This window comes from Sphingomonas sp. PvP056 (assembly GCF_040549155.1).
Classification (GTDB): Bacteria; Pseudomonadota; Alphaproteobacteria; order Sphingomonadales; family Sphingomonadaceae; genus Sphingomonas.
The window spans coordinates 224,824-244,001 of sequence record NZ_JBEPST010000007.1; the positions used below are offsets into that span (position 1 = coordinate 224,824).

Sequence of the window (19,178 nt, forward strand, 5' to 3'; positions counted from 1 at the left end):
TCCATCTTTCATCACGCGCTAATCACCTTGAAGGTACCGCCCGAGCAAGTCTCATGCCAATGCGAGATTTGAGGAGAGACTAACGACGACAGCTGCATCCGTTGTAAGCCGCAGCGACGCCTAACATTTTCGATAGCCACCGGTAGAGGGTATTGGCAATTTCCACGGCAGTCAGGGTGCAAGACCAGAGCGCCAGTCGGCGCGCTAGCAAGCACGCGCTATGCAAGGCGTACAATCCGACTGTGTCCAGAGACCTTCACAGCCTGCGCGACACCGGAACCGTAATGCGGCGATACTGGTCCGACTTGGTTCCGTGCGTCGCGAGCAGCACCTGCCTAGGCCGCGCCGCACTTCGTATCGACACGATAGACTAACTGCTGCAGGCTACTACGATGTGTAACCGAGCCCGTAACAGCTATGAGCCCGAGGCGCTTCACACGCACTTTGGTACCATATTCTCCGTCAATCGACCGACGGACAATCGCTTCTATGCTGCGGCGGCGCATCCGCGTAGACCGTGGTGGAAACGATATTGTCGAACGCGGATCATTTTCTTAGTCGCCATAGGCAGCATTGCCCTCTTGGCAGCATTTAGCTTCGGTGGCCGGGACAGTAGCGGCAATGCGGCAGGGCAAGGCCTCGCAAGCGCATTCGAGGCTCTCTTTTCATCTTTGGCGTATTCGTCATTGGTGGGTTGGCACTGATCATATGGCTGTCTCGCTACGTGCGGATACCGACGATCGTCATGGGAATTTTCGGGCTGGTTGCGTTGTCAGCTCTAGTCCTGATTTGGTGATCCTATGCTTCGGTAGGGTAGCCGCCATTGAGACCCAATGCCGGACGTTCACCGCGGTTTTCGGTGCTTAGCGTCGATCGGGTAGCACGCGATCGCTCGAGCAACTCTGCGTATAGTGCTGCTCCTACGCCCGGTTCGTGGCGCGGCGCGATCAGTTCGTAAGGCGACTGCTGCTCCAGCGCGCGCAGGAAGGACTTTCGCACCGTATCCTGCTTGGTCAAGACGCCGCCGGACCAGGAGAGCAACACCGTTTCGCTTTCCGAGAATTTCAACCGATAGCGTAGCGCCTGTGCCATTTGTGCCAGTTCCTCGCCTGCGCGGTTGAGAATGGCGGCGGCGTGCCCATCGCCCTCACCCGCCGCCTGCACGACAATCGGCGCAAGCGCAGCGATTGCGTCGCGGGTCATGCCCCCTTCTCCCATTACCCGTGCGCAAATATCCAGATCGCTGCCGAGATCGAGCGCCGCGACGAAGGCACTGTGCAGCGGCCCGGCAACAAGGCGACCGTCGCTCATCCGGGTGAACGCGTTGAGACCTTGGATCGCGATCCAATAGGCCGAGCCCTCATCGCTGAACATCTCGCCCCAGCCTCCAACCCGCGCGGACAGCCCCTGCCGCTCGCCATAGCCGATCGAACCCGTCCCCGCGACGAGGTTGATCCCGTCGGCACAGGCTAGCGAGCCCGCCCAACCGCACACCATGTCATTGTCGCAGGCGTAGCGGTCGTGTCCGAGAATCCGCCCGCACGCAGCGTTCAGCAACGGATCCACTGCGGCGTCCTCCCCGTAAGCCGGCAGTCCGAAAAACGCATAGCGCAGTTCCGATGGCGCCACCGCGAGTTGGCCGCATACTGCGTCGACCCCGTGCGCGATCCGGGCGACTGCCTCGTCGAGCCCAACCTGCAAATGATAGGTCGTTCCCGTCAAAGCCCGCGCTACGACCGCACCGCTCGCATCGCTGCACACGAACTCGGTCTTGGTGCCGCCGCCATCAACGCCGAGATAGAAGGTCATGCGGCAGGCGTATGGATGCGGACGCCCTGCACGACACGGTTGACCGTGCCGCTCGCATTAGGCCGGTCGGGCGTACGGCCCTGTCGCAGCGAACAATGCAGACCGAACAGTTGCGCAGGAATGATGTAGGGAAACAGCAGGTCCGGTTCGATGAAAGCGGATGCGCCCTCCACCAGCAGCGTGTCACCGCCGCCATCCTGCGCGGAGATCGCGAAGATGGCACCGCAACGTCCGTCCGCGCGCAGTTCCGCGAGGATATCGAGATCGTAGAGCCGGGTCAGCGGATCGTTCGAAACGAACACCACCACCAGCGTTCGAGCAGTAACGATCGTCTTCGGACCATGACGGAAACCTAGCGCGGAATCGAACGCCGTCGGAATGGCGCCATCAGTCAGTTCGAGTAGTTTGAGCGCGGCTTCGCGTGCGAGGCCCTGGAACACACCACTGCCCAGATAGACGACCCGCTCGAAATCCTGTGCGGCGAGATCCACGGCGATGCCATCGGCTTGCGTCAAAGTGTTAGCGACGGCGGTCGCGATCGCCTCTACTCGCGCATCCATCGTATCCACGCCCGTGAAGATCGACAGCGCCGCCAGCATCATCGCGCTGAAGCTCGAAGTCATCGCGAAAGCGCGGTCGTGTGTTTCTTCCGGCAAAAGGACGACATGGCCGTGCGGGCCGGAGCGCTGCGCCAGCGCACCCTCGGCATTGCAGGTGATGACAAGATGATGGACCGACAGGCGCGCGTCGGCCAGATCGACCGCGGCGATGCTCTCCGGGCTGTTCCCCGATCGACCGAACGACACCATCAGCGTCGGTCGCTTCGGGTCCAGATAGAGGTGTGGCGCACCAACGATGTCGGTGGTCGCCACCGCCTCAACCGGACGGCCAAGCGTTGCGGTCAGCCACGGCGCGAGACACTCGCCGATAAACGCCGACGTGCCGGCACCACACAGCATGATACGCAAGTCCACCTTAGCAAGGAGCGGCGCAAGGAACGCGTCGATCGCGTCGCGCGTCGCGATTAGCACGGCCTGCGTAGCGCGCAGTGTGGCGGGTTGCTGCAGGATTTCGCGCCGCGTCCAGCTATCGTCGCTGGTGGCCGGTCGGTCAGACGCAACAAGGGTTTCAGGCATTGGGGTTACACGCTCCATAATAGGCGTCGAGCGTCGCGGCGATGTGCGCGACAATGAGATCCACTGGGTCCAACGTGGCTGTACCCGCGCGAACAGCGGCATAAGCGACAGGGAGATATTGGCTGAGCAGCGGCAAAGGCGGCGCGTGCGCGCGCAGATTGTCGAACAGTTTGGTCTGCGCTTCGACGATTGCGGGGTCGGGCCAGTAATAGCGGATGCGGTCGCTCAGGCTGTATTGCAGCTGGAGATCGAGCGCTCCGCCGGTCTCGTGATAGTATTTCCGCCAATTGCCCGGCTCGGCCTTCATCCGCGCAACCGCAACGTCGCGGAGATGGGAGCGCTCGTCGGGCGCAACCGTCTCGCGTTCGATTGCATCAAGCCCCCACAGCGCTTCGCGCAACGCAAAGGTCACGCCGGGACCGACCTTGAGGATCGCGAAATGATCATGCACCAACGCGGCAAGCGAAGCAGCGGATTGATAATCGGTCGAATGCGCCTCGAACACGACGTGGTCGACAGGCACGATCGCGGCGCTCAGCGCGCGTGCCGCCTCAGGTCGGTAATCAACCACTTTCATGTGATCGAACTCGACGCCCGGTTGCACAACCGTTGCGATCACGCGATCCCAGGCAGCCGCAAGCCCGCTTTCCGCAAATAACGCGCGATGCATGTCGAGCGTCGCCCGTGCAGCCTCGGGCGTCGTAATCGCGAGCGTTTCGAGGTCTTCTGCTGCGCCACCGGGCACCGGCACCTCGGTGCCGATCACATATACCGGGGCGTCTGCTGTACTTCCCAAAAAGGCGTTTTCCGCTGCGCGGCACAGTCGCGCGGCGCGTTCCGCAATGGTCCGCTCGGGCAATGGGTTCGGGTCACCCGCACACGCCATCGAGCAATCGAGATGGATCTTCGAAAAGCCCGCGCGAACATAGTCGGCGATCATCGTCTCGGCCTTGGCCATCGCGTTGTCCGCCGACAGGCTAGTCCAGGCATTAGGACCGAGATGATCCCCGCCGAGCGCCAACCGCTCAAGCGGAAAGCCCAACCGATGTGCGATCGCCTCGACAAAGCGGCGGAAGTCGGCGGGCACCATGCCGGTGTAACCGCCGTCCTGATTGACCTGGTTCGAGGTCGCTTCGATTAGCACGACCGGCGCATCGTGCCGCAACGCATGCGCGAAGGTCGCCTCGATCACCAACGGGTGAGCCGAGCAAACCGAAGTTACGCCGATCGCTTCCCCGCGCTTGTGACGCGCGATGATGTTTCGAATCAATTCCACCAACTTCTCCTTTCGATATGTATTAGCGCATCACTCGCAAACTCGCAACTAACCGAAGCAAAACGAAACCTATTTAACGAGAATACCGTCGGCTTCGTGATCATCGCCGCCTGTGGCGTCGGGCTCGAACGCCAACATTAGCGATGCGGCCAAGGCGAGCCCGATTCCGACGAGCTTGATCGACCCCGGCATCACGCCCAGCGCGACTAATGAGATGATCGCAGTCGCGAGCGGCGCGCCGGCGTTCGTCAGCGGCGCCACGATGATCGCCTTGCCGTAGCGAAAGGCGAAGACGAGCGTCAGCGCACCGACAGCGTTCAAAATTTGGATTCCCGCGGCCAACCATGGACCGTCCGCACCATAGTTGATGGGCCGGCTAAAGTCGGTCAGCATCAGCGCAACGGGCACGAGCGCGAGACCGGTGACGGTCATGTAGAAGAAGATGCTTTCGCCCGACATGACGCGATTGGCGGATTTCATGAAATAGGCTTGAAGCCCCCAACAGGCCATGACGATCAACGCCATCCACATCCAGCTCCCGCCGGACGCAGCACCACCCGGCGCGAAGTCGAAGGTCGGCAGCGCGAGCAGAGCAAGTACGATTCCGACCGCACCAAGGCGCCCGGTGCGTTCTCCCATGAACAGGAAGGAGAGTGCAATCGTAACAACCGGCGACAAGGAGATGACCGGAAAGATGAGGTACGCCGGCCCCCGCGTTACGGCGTAAAACAAAACCATCTGTCCGCCCGCGCCGAGCAATCCGACCGCAAGGCCGTGAGCGACAGCGCGCAGGTTGGTGTCGAGCTTCCATTTGGCCTGCGCCAGTACGATTACCGCGGGCGGGATCATCGTCAGCGCCCATACGCAATATACCAGCGTCTCCGGGAAACCATGCTGCGGCGACAAGCCCGAAAACGCCCCCCAGATTCCCCACAGAACGACGGTTGCCAAGGCGTTCAGCAGCCATACCCGGCTACCCGACGTCGCGCTGTTAGTCATGCTGCAGCCTTTTGATTGAGCGGTGTGGCGGCAAGCACCAGGAAATGCTCGAAGCGTGCCGGCAGGCTGGCAACAGGACCGCTGACGGTGCCCAGCGGCTGTCCGGTGAAGCTGTTGATCAATCTATGACGCCCCGGCGGGAGGCCACGCAGCGTGACGGTTCCGGCCCATGTATCGGCGTAGAACGCATAGTGCATTGCCCCGCCCGCGCGGATCGCGTGGCTCTCCGGTTTATCGAAGCCGATGTCGTACAGGCCGCCGAGATACTCCCCCTTGGGCAGCATATTCGCGCGGTACAGCGCGATCCACTTGCGCCACAGCACCTCACGTTCCGGGGTCAACGCGATTCCGCCGGGTGGCAGTGGATCGGTGGTGTTGACTGGATCGTGCGGCCAGGTGAATTTGGTCGAGACGATCGCACCGACGCCGTAATGCGTGGCAAAGTCGTTGTGCCGGTCGCTTAGCTCGACGTGATCTCCAGCATAAGGCGCGGACGGCCCCATCAATGCCTTGAAAGTTTTCCCCTTTAACCGGATCTGCCATGAAGAAGTCGGGTCAGAGGCCGGGGTGTGATTCATTCCCGGCATGTTGTGAAAGGCGAAGGAATCGCCGCACGGGCAAATCTCGATCACCGCGTCAGGGTTGATCGCCATTGCCTCGTCGTAGAGCGCCTTCCAGAAATCCTGCAGCTTCTCGTAGGATTCTTCGGGGCGCGCATGGTTGTGCGCAGGGTTATGGCAAGGCGCGACCCCATTCAAATGCTGGCCGTCGAGCTTCAGCCCCTCGAACCCCCATTCCCCCAGGATACGGCGAACCTGCCCGCGAAAGTAATCGACCACCGGCGGATACGCCGGGCACATGGTATAGGCATTCCAGAAGCTGACGTTCTGCGCGGCACCAGTCGTATCGAGCAACAGCATGTCGGGATGATCGCGCAGCAGATCCGTGCCGGGGTCGACCGCGAGTGGTGCGAGCCATAGGCGGGGGCGCATCCCCCCCGCTTTCATCGCGCTGGCGAACGCCCTCATGTCGCCATTGCCACGCGGGAATTTTTTCGAGTTCAGCTTCCAGTCACCCTCCGATGTCTGCCAGCCATCGTCGAGCACCGCCCATTCAAGGCCAATCTCCTTAGCCTTGCCCATCGCCGTCAGAACTTCAGCGGTCGTAAAGTCGCGGCCGTATCCCCAGGCGCACCATACCGGCGCGTAGCTCGCGTCGGGGATTGCTGGAGCAGCAAGCCCGCGCTCGGCCATCAGTCGACGATAGGCGTCGAGTGGACGAAAATGATCGCCCTCATGTACCATTAAAAATACCGGCGGCAGATCAAGCGACGCCCCCGGTGCAAGCAGCGTGGGCTGGTCCCCGGAGATCGCGATGCGGGTGCCCGATGGCTGACCCGAGACCGGCAGCGACACTAGTCGTGGCACGGTGTCGATATGCCCGACGGCAAGACCGGCATCGCGACGCCACACCACTGCGACCGGCGTACCGCCGCCATAATCCGATGCGTTCATCCCCATGAAGTTGTGCTGGCCGAAGCCCGGCGAAACGCGCTGCACCCAGTCTCTTCGATCGGGGTAAGACGCTCCCGAGAAACTCCAGGCGCCATCGGTATGCGCGAGTAGATCATGGGTCGCCGCCTGCCATCCCGTAACGACGACCGTCGCGGCGCTGGTGTTGCGATAGCGTACGTCAAGCAGCGCGAGACCGGGGTAGCGATCGAGGAACGTCACCGAAACACGCTTCTCGATCCGTCCGGCTGATGTTCCACGAAGGTGATGGACGCGACCCGTGCCGTGCACACCGGATACGTTTTCTTGAGTCTGGTCGAGCAGCAGGAATCGGTCGATGACCTGCTCATCGCCGAGCCGGATCGCCTCGCCCGGTTCCATCGCGGTCAGGACCGTGCCGCCTCGCGAAATCCGCGAATGGAGGCCTGAATCGAATTCGATCGTCAGGACCCCATCGCTCAGCCGGACTGCCGATCCGCCCTTGGCCACGACCCGCGCAAGGGCCTGCGGCGCGACTGACAGGACGGCGGCAGTGCCCGAAAACTTCGCGAGCAGGCGCCGGCGAGAAAGGATGAAACTCTGCACGGCAGCCTCCCGAAAGTTAGGCCACCTCATGAAAAACGGGAGCGACCTTGAACACGATGTGCCCGATCGTTATCGCTTGCGCAAACCAAAACGCAACATAGTATCGTTTCGTTACGTTTCATTTGGAGAAGTCGATGCGCGCGTTAACAGCATTCCTCACGGCAACCGCAGCGCTCGCGCTGGTCGGCGCAGCTCCGCCGCCGACCTATACCGAGGCCGATTTCGTACGCGTCCCCAAGCTCGATGCGCACGTCCACGCCAATCGCGACAGCACCGACTTTGCCGCGATAGCACGCAACGACGGGTTCGAACTGCTGTCGATCAACGTCGATTACCCGGACTTTCCGCCGCTCGCGCAGCAAGCCACGATTGCTTACAAGATGCATGCTGCCGACCCGAAACATTTCCATTTTGCCACCACTTTCTCCATGGATGGGTTTGGCACTCCGGGCTGGACTACAAGCGCGCAACGCGCGGTGGACGCCGGTTTCGCCCATGGCGCGGTGGCGGTTAAGGTATGGAAGAATATCGGTATGATCGCGAAGGATGCCGCCGGGAAACGCGTATTTCTCGACGACCCACGGTTCGATCCGATCATGGCGCATATTCAGGCGCGTGGCGTCCCGTTAATCGCCCATCAGGCCGAGCCAAAAAATTGCTGGCTTCCACTGGACCAGATGACGACCGAGAATGACCGCACCTACTTCCGCGAGCATCCGGAATATTACATGTATACCCATCCCGAGGAGCCGAGCTACGAGCAGCTGATGGCGGTGCGCGACCGGTTCGTGGCGCGCCATCCCAAGCTTGCCTTTGATGGTGCGCATATGGCCAGCCTCGAATGGAGCGTGGACGAACTTGCGCGCTTCCTTGACCGCTACCCCAATGCTGTGGTCGATCTCGCCGCGCGAATGAGCCAAGTGCAGGTTCAGTCCAACGCAAACCACGCCAAGGTCCGTGCGTTCTTCGTGAAATATCAGGATCGTCTGCTGTACGGTACGGATCTGACAGACAGTCCGGCAGATCCCAAGGCCCGTGCACAGAACCCGCCGACCACCGGCAATTTCAAGAAAGAGGCGGACGATGCGTGGCGCTCCGACTGGCGCTATCTTGCCACGCCCTTGTCACAGCCAGTCGCTGCAATCAAAGCGGACGCGCCTGGACTGGCTTTGCCGCGTGGCGTGATTGACAAGATTTACTATACCAACGCCCGGCGGTTCTTTCACCTGAAGGGGTAGCCCGACACCTTCCCCCGTTCGGGTAGACTATGTTCGCCCGAACGGGGAAACCCACGCCCGAACTTTGCGATTTAAAGCCCTCGAATTCGGCTCAAGCCATCGGGCGTTATCAGCACCCCATCTGAGCACTCATCACCTCATGCTGGGTCCCGTTTTGGTGGTGAGCGGTCCAACTGCTTTCGTGACCTTACCATGGGAGAGGCAGCACCGGATCCCGCGTAAAACGCATCGCACTGCTGCATCAGCACTTGCGCGGTATTTAGACGCTTTTTGACTGATGCGATACCTGTGAGTTTTGCATTACGACGAGACTGATGCCGCTCCCATCTTCAATGGATGATGGCGAACCTCACCTTTGCGGTCAGGTCCAGAACAACGATTCCATCCCAGACGGGAGCATTGCCAAGCACGCCGACGGTCTGCACGGGCCAGTCGGCAAAACCGGTTGGCTGAGCAGGATTAGTGAAGATAGTAACACGACCAAGAGTGGCCTTGCCGACTGAAACCAGGCCTGTGGAAGGTGCACCTGGGATAAAAAGCGGCTTACCCCAAGCACTGCCCTGATAGTTTGTCGGCGCGCCTTCGGTGGTCACGCGGTTGGTCAGTGTGCGCCAGGTCGCTAAGTCGACGTTAAGCGGTAATTCGCTAGACCCGGTATCGAACACGAAGGCGTCGCTGGTGAACGTACCGATCGACAGGGGAACGTAGAGTTTGGAGTTGCGTAGCATCGCGCGAACAGATGGTGCTTCAGCGATCGCTGCGGGTACATCCGCCTCGGCAAACAAGCAGAAGCGTTTCTGTGGATAATCGAGGACCGCGACTTTACCAAGAAGCGCTGGAAGGCCGAGCGTCCCTTGCACGTCGGCATCGGCTTCCATGTCAGAATTGACGTAGATAGTCGGCCGGTCGAGGCCAGTGTCAGCGATTCTAAACCGCGCAGCTTTGAACGTCTCTATTCCTGTTTTCGACCAGTGCGATTGCTCGGCTAGATGTCCATAGAGGCTGATGACATCAGCACCCGTGTCAAGCTGCATTTGCAGCGACCGACCGTTTACCGCCACAGGCACGGTAATCGCGCCACGTGCCGACCCCTTGTCGTTTGCAATCCATTTAAACGGCACGCACTGCGACTTGGTGTCGAGGCTTCTCGTCGCACGGTTCAAAGCTGCGCTGGGCCCGGTTACGGTAGGCATGGGCATGGTGGATACAGCCGCGACAGCGATGAATGCGATGAGCTGGGACATCACTTATGTCTAACAGTGTGCCTGGACAGGGCATAGCCTGCTGATGCAGACTTTAGACTTCTGCATCAACGCAGGGGCAGGTTTTTTTGAGGTTGTAACAATCGGCCCGAAACGACCGACCTTGGACGTTTCCGGACCGCCCTCTTTTTCGACCGCCCGGACCTACGATAACGACCAACGCACATATCTGCCGCTCGACGAATCAGGCTTCGTGTATTTTGAATCCCAGCCGTTGCGCCGCGGAGGCGATCTCGCTCGGCACCGCGTCGTCCGTGACGAGATGATGGATGTTTTCCACAGTGACGATCCGATGCAGACAAACCCGCCCGAATTTGGAGACATCGGTGACCGCAATCACCGCGCGCGCTGCCTCCACCATCTTCCGGTTGAGCATCGCTTCCGGCTCGTAGTGCGTCGTGATACCGCACTCGATATCGAACCCGTCGACCCCGAGAAACAGTTTGTCGACACGCAGGTTCTCCAGCGCCGCCACGGTCTGCGCACCGTAGAACGCACGGTTCTTGCGACGCAACATCCCCCCCAGCATCACGATGTTGAGGCGTTCCTTGGCGGCCAGCACCGATAGGATATCAAGATCGTTTGTGAGGACGGTGATGTCCTCGTCATCGGGCAGGAAGCGCGCGATCTGCAACGTCGTCGTTCCTGAATCGAGCACAATCGACTCGCCCGGGGAGACCATTGCCGCGGCCAGCTTGCCGATCCGCACCTTCTCGTCGGCATGGCTCGAGCGCTTTACTTCGACCGGTGGTTCGGCCGTTACGTTAACTGCTTCCGCGCTGATCCCGCCGCCATAAGAGCGTTCCATGACACCGCGTGTTGCAAGAAAGCGAAGGTCCTTGCGGATCGTCTGCATCGAGACTCCGAAACTCTCGGCGAGTGGCGCTACCTGAACACTTCCGCGTTCGCGTACGAGCGTACTGATCCTCTGCCGTCGCTCGCTGGTGTCCCGGATCATCGCGTCTTTTCCCTTGCCGATTTCGGTGGCGGTATCAGTGCCGTGTGATGGCTTCAATCGAACTTACATTTCGTTATGTCTCCACCACTACGCCTGCCTACCGCAGGAACCGCGCGTTGCCCCATGCGATCATCGGCGGACGCGCCGGCCCACTGGGCGCAAGTGCTACCAACTCCACGATTTTAGCAGAGGTTACGTCCATATCGATTGGGACTGCGGCCTGCGCAGGCCCCGCGACAACCTCTCGCACAAGCTTGCGATCAGCATAGACGCGAAAGCGTACGGGTTGCTGCCCGCTCAGCACTGCAGGCGCGACCACGAAACGGCGGAACGCGCGATCGGCACGAATTTCGAGCCGCGAATTGGCAAACGCGCCGATGCCCCGCTGTGCTTCCTTTCCATTCGCACGGATCGGCAACCCGTCTGGGGTGGCACCAACTCGCACCGGAAACTGTCCCATCGGCAAAGCCGTTGCCTGCGTAAGTCCGTCGACGGCGACATTTACGCGCGCGGGCATTTCGTCGAGCCATGCCGCGGCGGGATTGCTGGGCTTTCCCGTTACTCTAAGCAAGACAGCGCCATGTGCGGGCAGGTTAACGCTAATCTTGTCGGAGACGGCAGCACGATCTCTCTTGGTCCAAATGTCACGGACAGTCGCGGCCGTCCCAGGCTTGAGCCCGAGTTGAGCCCAGGAGACGCTTGCAGCGATTGGCACCGCACCGCGATTGAAGAACGCAACCGCCCGCGCACCCTGACCACTCAACGTCCGTACAACAATCATTGCCGCTCCGTTACGATACGGGACACCCTGATTGCCCGCCGGATCCTGGTCAATCGCGATCGCCTCGGGATTGCCGACGATATCGAGCAGCGCGGCAGGCGACTTCCGCAAATCATAGCCGAGCAACAGTGGCGATGCCATGATCGTCCACATCGTGAAATGAGCCCGTGCCTCGGTCAAATGCGCTGCATCGAAATCGCCGTGCCCGATCGCGAGCATGTCGGGGTCGTTCCAGTGGCCGGGCCCGGCATAGAGTGCGCCGTCAATCACGCTGTCGATATTGCCGAGCATGCTTTGCCAAGTGAACTCGATATCCGGACTTGTACGCCACAAGTTGCCCCGCGCCTTGCCCCACAGTGGCGAGAGCGCTTCGCCCCACGCGCAGATTGACATTGTGGCATCCTCGCCACCCCATTTATGCACCGCGTCCCCCAGTACGGCATAAAGGTGCTCGACTTCGCGGGGATCAGACGCGGGAATATTGCCGCGTACGATCAGCGGTGCAGCGACCTGGTAAAGTCCTGCTTTCACCGGTGCTACATCAGGCGTGTAATCAGCAACACCGCACGCGTCGATCTTGATGTAGTCAAAATTCCAGTCGGCAAAGATCGTCCGGATGTCCTGCACGGCATGGCCGTAACTACCTACCTGCCGCTCGGCCACGGTACCGACAGGTAGGTTCGGACTTTCGGCATCCCATCGCTGCGCGCACGTATTGCGTCCGATGTCTGTGTAAAGCCCTACCTTGAGCCCAAGGGCGTGGATATAATCGGTAAACGGCTTGAACGTGCCGGTCACGCTACCTTGAGCCGCAGCGGACGGGAACATGCTGTCACGAATTCGGATTCGCCCATCGGGCAGACGCTTGAGTGCCCAACCGTCGTCGACATTGACAAAGCGATAGCCCCGTCCTGCCAGTCCGTTGTCAACCATAGCCTTTGCCACTTCACGGACCTTCGTTTCGTCTACGTCCGTGCGGAACGCGTTCCACGGGTTCCAACCCATTGGCGGCGTCTGCGCAGCCGTCGTGCGGTAAACCGAGAATTGCCCTGACGGGGCAAGGGACGCGTTTTGCGCACGTGCCGAAAGCGGAAGGCCGGCAACCATGAGGGCGCTAAAGGAAACGACTAACGACCGCGCAGATTTTCGTAAAACGATTGACGGCGTTGGCATTGACGTAACTCCCCAGGACATGGCGCCAGTGCGGCACTCACGATCTAGGCTATCAGAATAATGGGCCCGTGCAACCTAACGAAGCAAAACGAAACCGCTGGTGTTCTCTATCGTGGTATGTCCAGCGGCATCGTCGACGTCCTGTAGCCCCCTGTCCATAGCCTCGTACGACGATAGTATAACAAATTTGTCACACGCATCGGTTTCGTTTTAAAGCGTTTGACATTTAAAACGCTCGCACGCTAGCAAAGCGCAACAAAGTGCTCGCACAGTCCGAGATGACTGGCAGGCAGGCTCGAGATGAGGGGACTTAGCATGGTCGATCGTAAACACTGGCGGAAGCTCGTAGGCGCGAGTGTCAGCATCACCGCGCTAGTCGCCGGATCGCAGGCTTTCGCACAAAGCTCGCAACCAAGTCCGGCCAATGAGCCCCAGACTGAGCAAAACGGACCAGTCGCCGGAGCACCGACCGACCAAACGAACCTAGGTTCCACCATTCAGTCCGGCCCCGGTACCGGTGGCGATGCCACCACCGCGACAGACAGCACGACCGGCGCCGACATCGTGGTGCGAGGCGTACGAGGCAGCTTGCTGCGCTCGATCGATACCAAGCGCAACGCATCCACCATCGTTGACGCGATATCCGCGGAAGAACTAGGCAAGTTCCCCAACCGCAACGTGGCGGAAGCACTCTCCAATATTCCAGGCGTGACGGTCGGGCGCGACGGGCGCGGTGAAGGCCGCAGCGTCACGGTCCGTGGTCTCGGCGAAAACTTCGCCCTGACGACACTCAACGGACGCGTTCTGCCTACCGACGGCCCCGACCGGTCGTTTGCGTTCGACGTGCTGCCCTCCGAAGTCATCTCGGGCGCGGAGATCCAGAAAGCGGCACAAGCTTCGCAGCTTGAAGGCAGCGTCGGCGGCAATATCGATTTGCGCACGGCACGCCCGTTCGACCACAAGGGCTTTCATGCGGCAGGGTCGTTGGAAGGGCAGTATAATCAGTTCGCGGAAAAGGGCGGTATCAAGGCGTCGGGCGTAGTCAGCACGACCTTTGCGAACGACACGATGGGCATCCTGCTGTCGGGTACGTACAATAAGTACAAATTCCGTACTGACAATCTCGGCGAATATTCCAGCAACGACGTTTACGATCTGGTGACTGCGCCAAATGGTCAGCGCAGCGTCGTCAACGCGCCGAACGGCGGCGGCGTCATCGTCCCGTACTTTTACAGCGTAGGCTACGTCCGGGGGGACCGGCAACGCTGGGGCGGATCAACTGCCTATCAGTGGAAGCCTTCCGACAAGTTCGAGCTCCGCGTCGATGGCATCTACAGCAACTATACCGACAACCAGCAGAACCAGCGTGTTTCGGTCGGACTGACGCCGTTCGCTGACGATGGTAGCGTACGCTGGGATCTTAACAACGTGAAGGTCGACAGCAACAACGTCGTCACTAACTACACCGTCAATCCAGCAACGATCGACGTGCTGGCGACCAATGAACCGCGCAACTCGGTGACGTATCAGGTTGGTGGGCATGTCGACTGGCGGCCGCTCGACCGCCTCAAGGTTGCAGCCGATCTTTCCTATGGCAAGGCCACCAACAACACGGGCGGGCAGAACCGGTTCGTCGTAGCCGGCATTCCCGGATCCAGCGCACAGGTTGCAACGCGGGATGGCAGCATTCCTGATCTGACTCTGATCATCCCGAACGCTGATGGCACACTGACCAACCGATCGATCGACCAGGCTGGAAATGACGACCTGCGCGTCCACTATATCGGCATCCAGGGCCAAAACATCTCGGATCGCAGCACAAGTGCCAAGCTCGACTTGCTGTACGACGTGGACAACGGCCTAATGCGTTCGATCGCCTTTGGCGGTGCTTATAGCGATCGCAAAAAGACGGTCGACGTGATCGACAACCAGTACACCACCGCCAACAATTTTGGTGGTTATCCCTTCTCGTTCTCGGCAATCGGCGCGAACGTGGTACAGGCTCCTCAGTACAACAACATCCTGCCCAACCTGTCGGGCAACTTCCCGCGCGCGATTCCGACGTTCGACATCGACACCTATTTGTCGTCTCTGTCGAAGGCGGAGAACAACCCCAACGTCATCAATCCGCGCACGGGTGAGATCTACCCCACCGGCTATGCAACGCAGCAGGTCGTACCCGATCAGCTGGCGTCGTACGCGATCACCGAGCGCACCTTTAACGCTTACACGCAGATCAACGTCGGCGGCGACCGATGGCAAGGCGACTTTGGCCTGCGCTATGTGAATACCACGGTAGACTCGCTGGGTTATGGCGCCAGCGTTCGCAGCTATCAGGTCATTGGCGTCGGGACGGCCAATGTCGTCTTCAACCCGATCGCGCCGATCACCGGCGGCGGCAGCTACCAACGCTTGTTGCCTTCTGCAAACTTCTCCTATGAGATCGCGAAGGGCTTCCGAGTACGCCTGGCGGCATCGCAGGCGATCTCGCGGCCGACCTTCGGCGAGCTGTCCTCCGCCAAAGACTATTCTGCGGCGCAGTCCAATACACCGGTCGTTACCGATGCAGGCAACCCGAACTTGCAACCAGTCTCGGCTGATCAAGCAGATATCTCGGTCGAATATTATCCCAACCGGCGCATCGCGCTGACGCTGGCCGGGTTCTACAAACACCTGACCAACTTCGTGACGACGCAAGCTGTAGCATTTAACCTAGTACCAACCAATCAGGTTGCCGGGGCGCCAGCCAGCTTCCCCTTCACCGAGCTGACCTATGTCAACGGCGACAGTGCGACGGTTTACGGCATCGAGGCCGGCGCTCAGTACTTCTTCGAAAACGGCTTGGGCTTCCAGACCAATGCGACCTACAACCGCTCCCGCGCAAAGCGGGAAGGGTTGCCGACTACCGGACTTCAGGACGCGGTGCCGTTCTCGGCGAACGCTAAAGTCTTTTACGAGAAGCACGGCATCAACGCGTCGCTGTCATACCAGTATCAGTCGAGCTTCACATCGTCGCAATACAGCTACATCAACACGCTTTCGATCAAACAGCGCCCGTATCATGAGCTGGCCAGCAGCATATCTTATGACATTATGCCGCAACTGACGGTGTATGTTCAGGGGTCCAACCTGCTGGATTCGGCGACACAGCGATACTCGACGTATAACAACGTACCGGCATTTTACGAATATACTGGCCGTGCCTTCTTCTTCGGTGTGCGCGCGCGGATATAAGCAAGTGAATCTGGATGGGCCACATTTATGCCCGCCCATTCAAGTTGCATCCTGTTGTGCCTTAGTCAGAATATATCCCTTCCGATCATAATCTGACTAAGGCCAGCGACTGCGTCGACCCGAAAGCGGTCGGTCTTGTGGCATAAACAGCGATCTAAAATTAGATATGCGTACGCGAACGCCCTTCCCGCGGACTCAGACCTTTACCGTCATCGCGCCATAGCCATTCGAGAGCGCCTGGGAGTGTCTGGGCGATGACGTTGCCATCAACGTGAGCGGCATTCTCCGCAACGACATAACGATAGTCATACCCCTTGGCCCGCAACGCGACTGCCATGCGATCGTTTGCCATGGGCCAGTTGTGATAGGTCGATTCGGGATCCTGCCAATGCAGATCCTTGGTGCCTACCTCCATCCACATTCGGATCGGCTTGCGCGGGACGCCCGGAATGAGACGGTCGTGAATGTCCCAAGCGCCGCGTGGCGTCAATGGATCGACCGGCGATGCCTGGTTCACGAAGGTGCCCGAATAGGACAGCACCTTACCGTACCATTCGGGGTGGAACCAAGCCATGGCAAACGCCGCCGACGCGCCGGAGCTGCCTCCCATAGCCGCACGCAACGCCGGGTTGTGGGTGAAACGTACGTTATACAGGGCAGTGACCTGTGGCAGCACTTCGCGCTCGACGAACTCGGCATAACGGCCCGAGACCGTGTCATATTCCAGACCGCGCTCGGATCCTTGTGCATCGCCGCCGCCCGATTGGATCATCACCGCAACGATCCGCGGCACACGGTGCGCAGCGATCAGGCTGTCGAGTGCGGCAGCGACGCGCACGGCATAATCACGCCCGTCCTGCACCACCAGCAAGGGTGCCTCGGTGCCGTGACGATAGCCCGCCGGTATGTAGACAAAGACCTCTCGTCGATAGGGCGTGGCTTCGGACTGCTCTCCCACTGGCGCCGCGATGCGGTTGCCGTAAGCGTCCCGCCGCTGAGTGACGGCGTTGTCGAGCTGCCGGATGCCGGGGTAGATGCGGCTGTCCTGCGAACGCATGATAAAGCTGTACACCGTGCCGTGCGGCATAGCGCGCTGCGCCGCCATTTCGGGCGCGTCGATATAGGGCGGCGCGATGCGAACGGTGTCCGGCGGGCTCGCGGCCGCGACGAGTAAGACTGACAGAGGCAGGGCCGTGATACGCATTGGAGTTCCCCTTCATTCAGCGGGTGCCGGACTATGGCTTGCCGCATCTGCGACGAGACGCCAAGCGTCCTAACGAGCGGCGCAGCACGCGAGGCGGCGCAGCCTTTCGATCCTCGCCAAACGCGTGTGACCGATCTACACCCATCGATGATAGCGCAAACAGCGCACGGAGAGGGGTGAAGCGGATGAGAAGGCTAACCAACACTCGGGGGAGCGCCGCGCTGGCTGCACTCGTACTGACGGCACCGGTCGCAGCGCAGGGCCCCACCCGCCCGCCGCTGGCCAGCGTGTCGCACATTGCGGTCTACGCGCAGGATCCGGCAAAAAGCGAACGTTTCTACGTCCATGATTTGGGTGCGGTGAAGCTTCCCGACCCCGAACAGCCGTCCGGCGCGCGCTATTATTTCGCGCCGTCCCAGTTCGTCGAGGTGTTGCCGCTGCCCCCCGGTGCGCCTTCGATCAACCGCCTGGCACACGTCGCATTCAACACCGCCAACGCCGAAGCGATGCGGACATATCTGGCGACGCAAGGCGTCACCGTGCCCGCGACGCTCAGCACGGCCGCAGACGGTAGCCGCTGGTTTTCGGTGACCGACCCCGAGGGAACGGTGGTGCAATTCATGCAACCGCCCGCTCGGTTGCCCGCCATACCGGTCAACCCGCTTTCCAGCCACGTGATGCATTTCGGCTTCATCGTGCACGATCGCGTCAAGGAGGATCGCTTCTACAAGGCAGTCCTCGGACTGCGGCCCTATTGGGAGGGCGGGATGCAGGACGATCATCCTACCTGGATCTCGCTGCAATTGCCCGACGGGCGCGACTGGATCGAATATATGGTCGTCGGGACTCCTGACACCACAGGCATCCCGCCCGCAATGTCGGCGGCCAACCTTGGCGTGCTCAATCATTTCGCGCTCGGTATACCCGACGCGCGCGCGGCCTACACTTTGCTGTGGAACGGCGACCGCCTGCAGGGGCAGGATCAGACGCCCAAGATCGGACGCGATGCCAAATGGCAGCTCAACCTGCTCGACCCCGACGGGACGCGTGCCGAACTGATGGAGTTCCACGCGATCGGCAAACCCTGCTGCTCCCCCTTCCGCGCGCCCGATCCACAGCGTTAAGCGGAGGAAAGATCATGCACAAATCCACCACGTGGATCGCCGCCGCAACGGTGACGATCCTTGCCTCGGCCCTGTCCGCGCAGGTGTCGCCGGAGGTTCCTGGAACCTCCTCCAGGAACAGCCCGCCCGGCGCACCCCTCGCGCCGGACTGGGCCTATCCGCAGTCGACGCAGCATAACCAGGTGGGACCTCCAGCCGGCTTCCACCGCGATACCCGCGTCGAGAACATCCCGATTGGCGTGTTCGAAGGACAGGCCGACGTCGGGGGTGCGCTCGTGCCCGGCACGGCGTCGTTGGAGGGTGGCACCTATACGATCCACTCGGCGGGCTATAACCTGTGGTACACCCGCGACGAGTTCCGCTTCCTGTTCAAACGGATGCGCGGCGATGTCTCGCTTGCGGCCGATCTGGCCTATCCCGACGGCGGCTTCGGCGACCACAAGGCGCTGCTGATCATCCGCCAGTCGCTCGACGACGATGCCAAAGAAGCATTGGTCGCGCTGCATGGCGACGGCATGATCCATTTGGCGCAGCGCCCCGCTCCGGGGCGGCGGGTCAGCGACATGGAATATCGCATCGGCAGTCGCGGCGGCCTGCCCGGGGGCAAGTCACCCGACAGTCTGGTCACGCTCAATGCGAAGCGCATCGGCATCGAGAAAAAAGGCGACCAGTTCACACTGTGGGTGAGCGAGCAAGGCGAGCCGATGCATCAGTTCGGGGCGCCTATCACGCTCAAGTTGACCGCCCCATTCTATGTCGGCATCGGCTTCACCTCTCACCTGCCCGGCGTGGCCGAGACCGCCACCGTGTCGAAGGTCGTGCTCGACAACCGGGCCGGTCGAGTGCGCTGAAACGATGGGGCGGTGCGTCTGATTGACCGCACCGCCG

At 60.8% G+C, this 19,178-nt stretch carries 13 protein-coding genes; 4 read left to right on the forward strand and 9 right to left on the reverse strand.

Annotated features, from left to right (window positions below; all coding sequences use genetic code 11):
- Positions 1-798: 798 nt before the first annotated feature.
- The 5 genes from ABIC17_RS16780 to ABIC17_RS16800 form a co-directional block, all read right to left on the reverse strand.
- Positions 799-1,809, reverse strand: a complete 1,011-nt coding sequence (locus ABIC17_RS16780; protein ID WP_354283733.1) for an N-acetylglucosamine kinase — start codon at positions 1,807-1,809, stop codon at positions 799-801.
- Positions 1,806-2,945 (reverse strand): SIS domain-containing protein, encoded by a 1,140-nt coding sequence (locus tag ABIC17_RS16785; protein WP_354283735.1) that lies wholly within the window; start codon positions 2,943-2,945, stop codon positions 1,806-1,808. The genes ABIC17_RS16780 and ABIC17_RS16785 overlap by 4 nt, the downstream gene beginning before the upstream one ends.
- Positions 2,938-4,221 carry a D-tagatose-bisphosphate aldolase, class II, non-catalytic subunit gene (locus tag ABIC17_RS16790; protein WP_354283737.1) on the reverse strand — a complete coding sequence of 428 codons (1,284 nt, stop codon included), beginning with the start codon at positions 4,219-4,221 and terminating at the stop codon, positions 2,938-2,940. Before ABIC17_RS16790 ends, ABIC17_RS16785 begins: the two co-directional genes overlap by 8 nt.
- 69 nt (positions 4,222-4,290) lie before the next feature.
- Positions 4,291-5,220 carry an EamA family transporter gene (locus ABIC17_RS16795; protein ID WP_354283739.1) on the reverse strand — a complete coding sequence of 310 codons (930 nt, stop codon included), beginning with the start codon at positions 5,218-5,220 and terminating at the stop codon, positions 4,291-4,293.
- The gene (locus tag ABIC17_RS16800) at positions 5,217-7,316 is read right to left on the reverse strand and encodes a glycoside hydrolase family 36 protein (RefSeq protein WP_354283741.1); all 2,100 of its coding nucleotides are present in this window, start codon (positions 7,314-7,316) and stop codon (positions 5,217-5,219) included. The genes ABIC17_RS16795 and ABIC17_RS16800 overlap by 4 nt, the downstream gene beginning before the upstream one ends.
- A gap of 122 nt (positions 7,317-7,438) precedes the next feature.
- Between ABIC17_RS16800 and ABIC17_RS16805 the strand changes: the two genes are divergently transcribed.
- Complete coding sequence (locus ABIC17_RS16805; RefSeq protein ID WP_354283743.1) at positions 7,439-8,554, forward strand: amidohydrolase family protein; 1,116 nt, start codon at positions 7,439-7,441, stop codon at positions 8,552-8,554.
- A 329-nt stretch (positions 8,555-8,883) separates the two neighbouring features.
- Here ABIC17_RS16805 and ABIC17_RS16810 read toward each other — a convergent pair whose 3' ends face one another.
- From ABIC17_RS16810 to ABIC17_RS16820, 3 genes are all read right to left on the reverse strand, one after another.
- Complete coding sequence (locus tag ABIC17_RS16810) at positions 8,884-9,798, reverse strand: hypothetical protein (protein WP_354283745.1); 915 nt, start codon at positions 9,796-9,798, stop codon at positions 8,884-8,886.
- Between the two features lie 202 nt (positions 9,799-10,000).
- Positions 10,001-10,774: a transcriptional repressor AgaR gene (agaR, locus tag ABIC17_RS16815; protein ID WP_354283747.1), complete on the reverse strand. Its 774-nt coding sequence runs from the start codon at positions 10,772-10,774 to the stop codon at positions 10,001-10,003.
- A 97-nt stretch (positions 10,775-10,871) separates the two neighbouring features.
- The gene (locus tag ABIC17_RS16820; RefSeq protein ID WP_354283749.1) at positions 10,872-12,749 is read right to left on the reverse strand and encodes an NPCBM/NEW2 domain-containing protein; all 1,878 of its coding nucleotides are present in this window, start codon (positions 12,747-12,749) and stop codon (positions 10,872-10,874) included.
- A 294-nt stretch (positions 12,750-13,043) separates the two neighbouring features.
- Here ABIC17_RS16820 and ABIC17_RS16825 point away from each other — a divergent pair, with 294 nt between their 5' ends.
- A complete protein-coding gene (locus ABIC17_RS16825; protein WP_354283751.1) occupies positions 13,044-15,962 on the forward strand; it encodes a TonB-dependent receptor in 2,919 nt (972 codons plus the stop codon).
- A 160-nt stretch (positions 15,963-16,122) separates the two neighbouring features.
- Here the strand turns inward: ABIC17_RS16825 and ABIC17_RS16830 are convergent, their stop codons facing one another.
- The gene (locus ABIC17_RS16830) at positions 16,123-17,166 is read right to left on the reverse strand and encodes an alpha/beta hydrolase (protein WP_354283753.1); all 1,044 of its coding nucleotides are present in this window, start codon (positions 17,164-17,166) and stop codon (positions 16,123-16,125) included.
- A gap of 185 nt (positions 17,167-17,351) precedes the next feature.
- Here ABIC17_RS16830 and ABIC17_RS16835 point away from each other — a divergent pair, with 185 nt between their 5' ends.
- A complete protein-coding gene (locus ABIC17_RS16835) occupies positions 17,352-18,290 on the forward strand; it encodes a VOC family protein (RefSeq protein ID WP_354283755.1) in 939 nt (312 codons plus the stop codon).
- 14 nt (positions 18,291-18,304) lie between these two features.
- Entirely contained in the window at positions 18,305-19,141 is an 837-nt protein-coding gene (locus ABIC17_RS16840; protein WP_354283757.1) for a hypothetical protein, read from the forward strand.
- Positions 19,142-19,178: the final 37 nt, after the last annotated feature.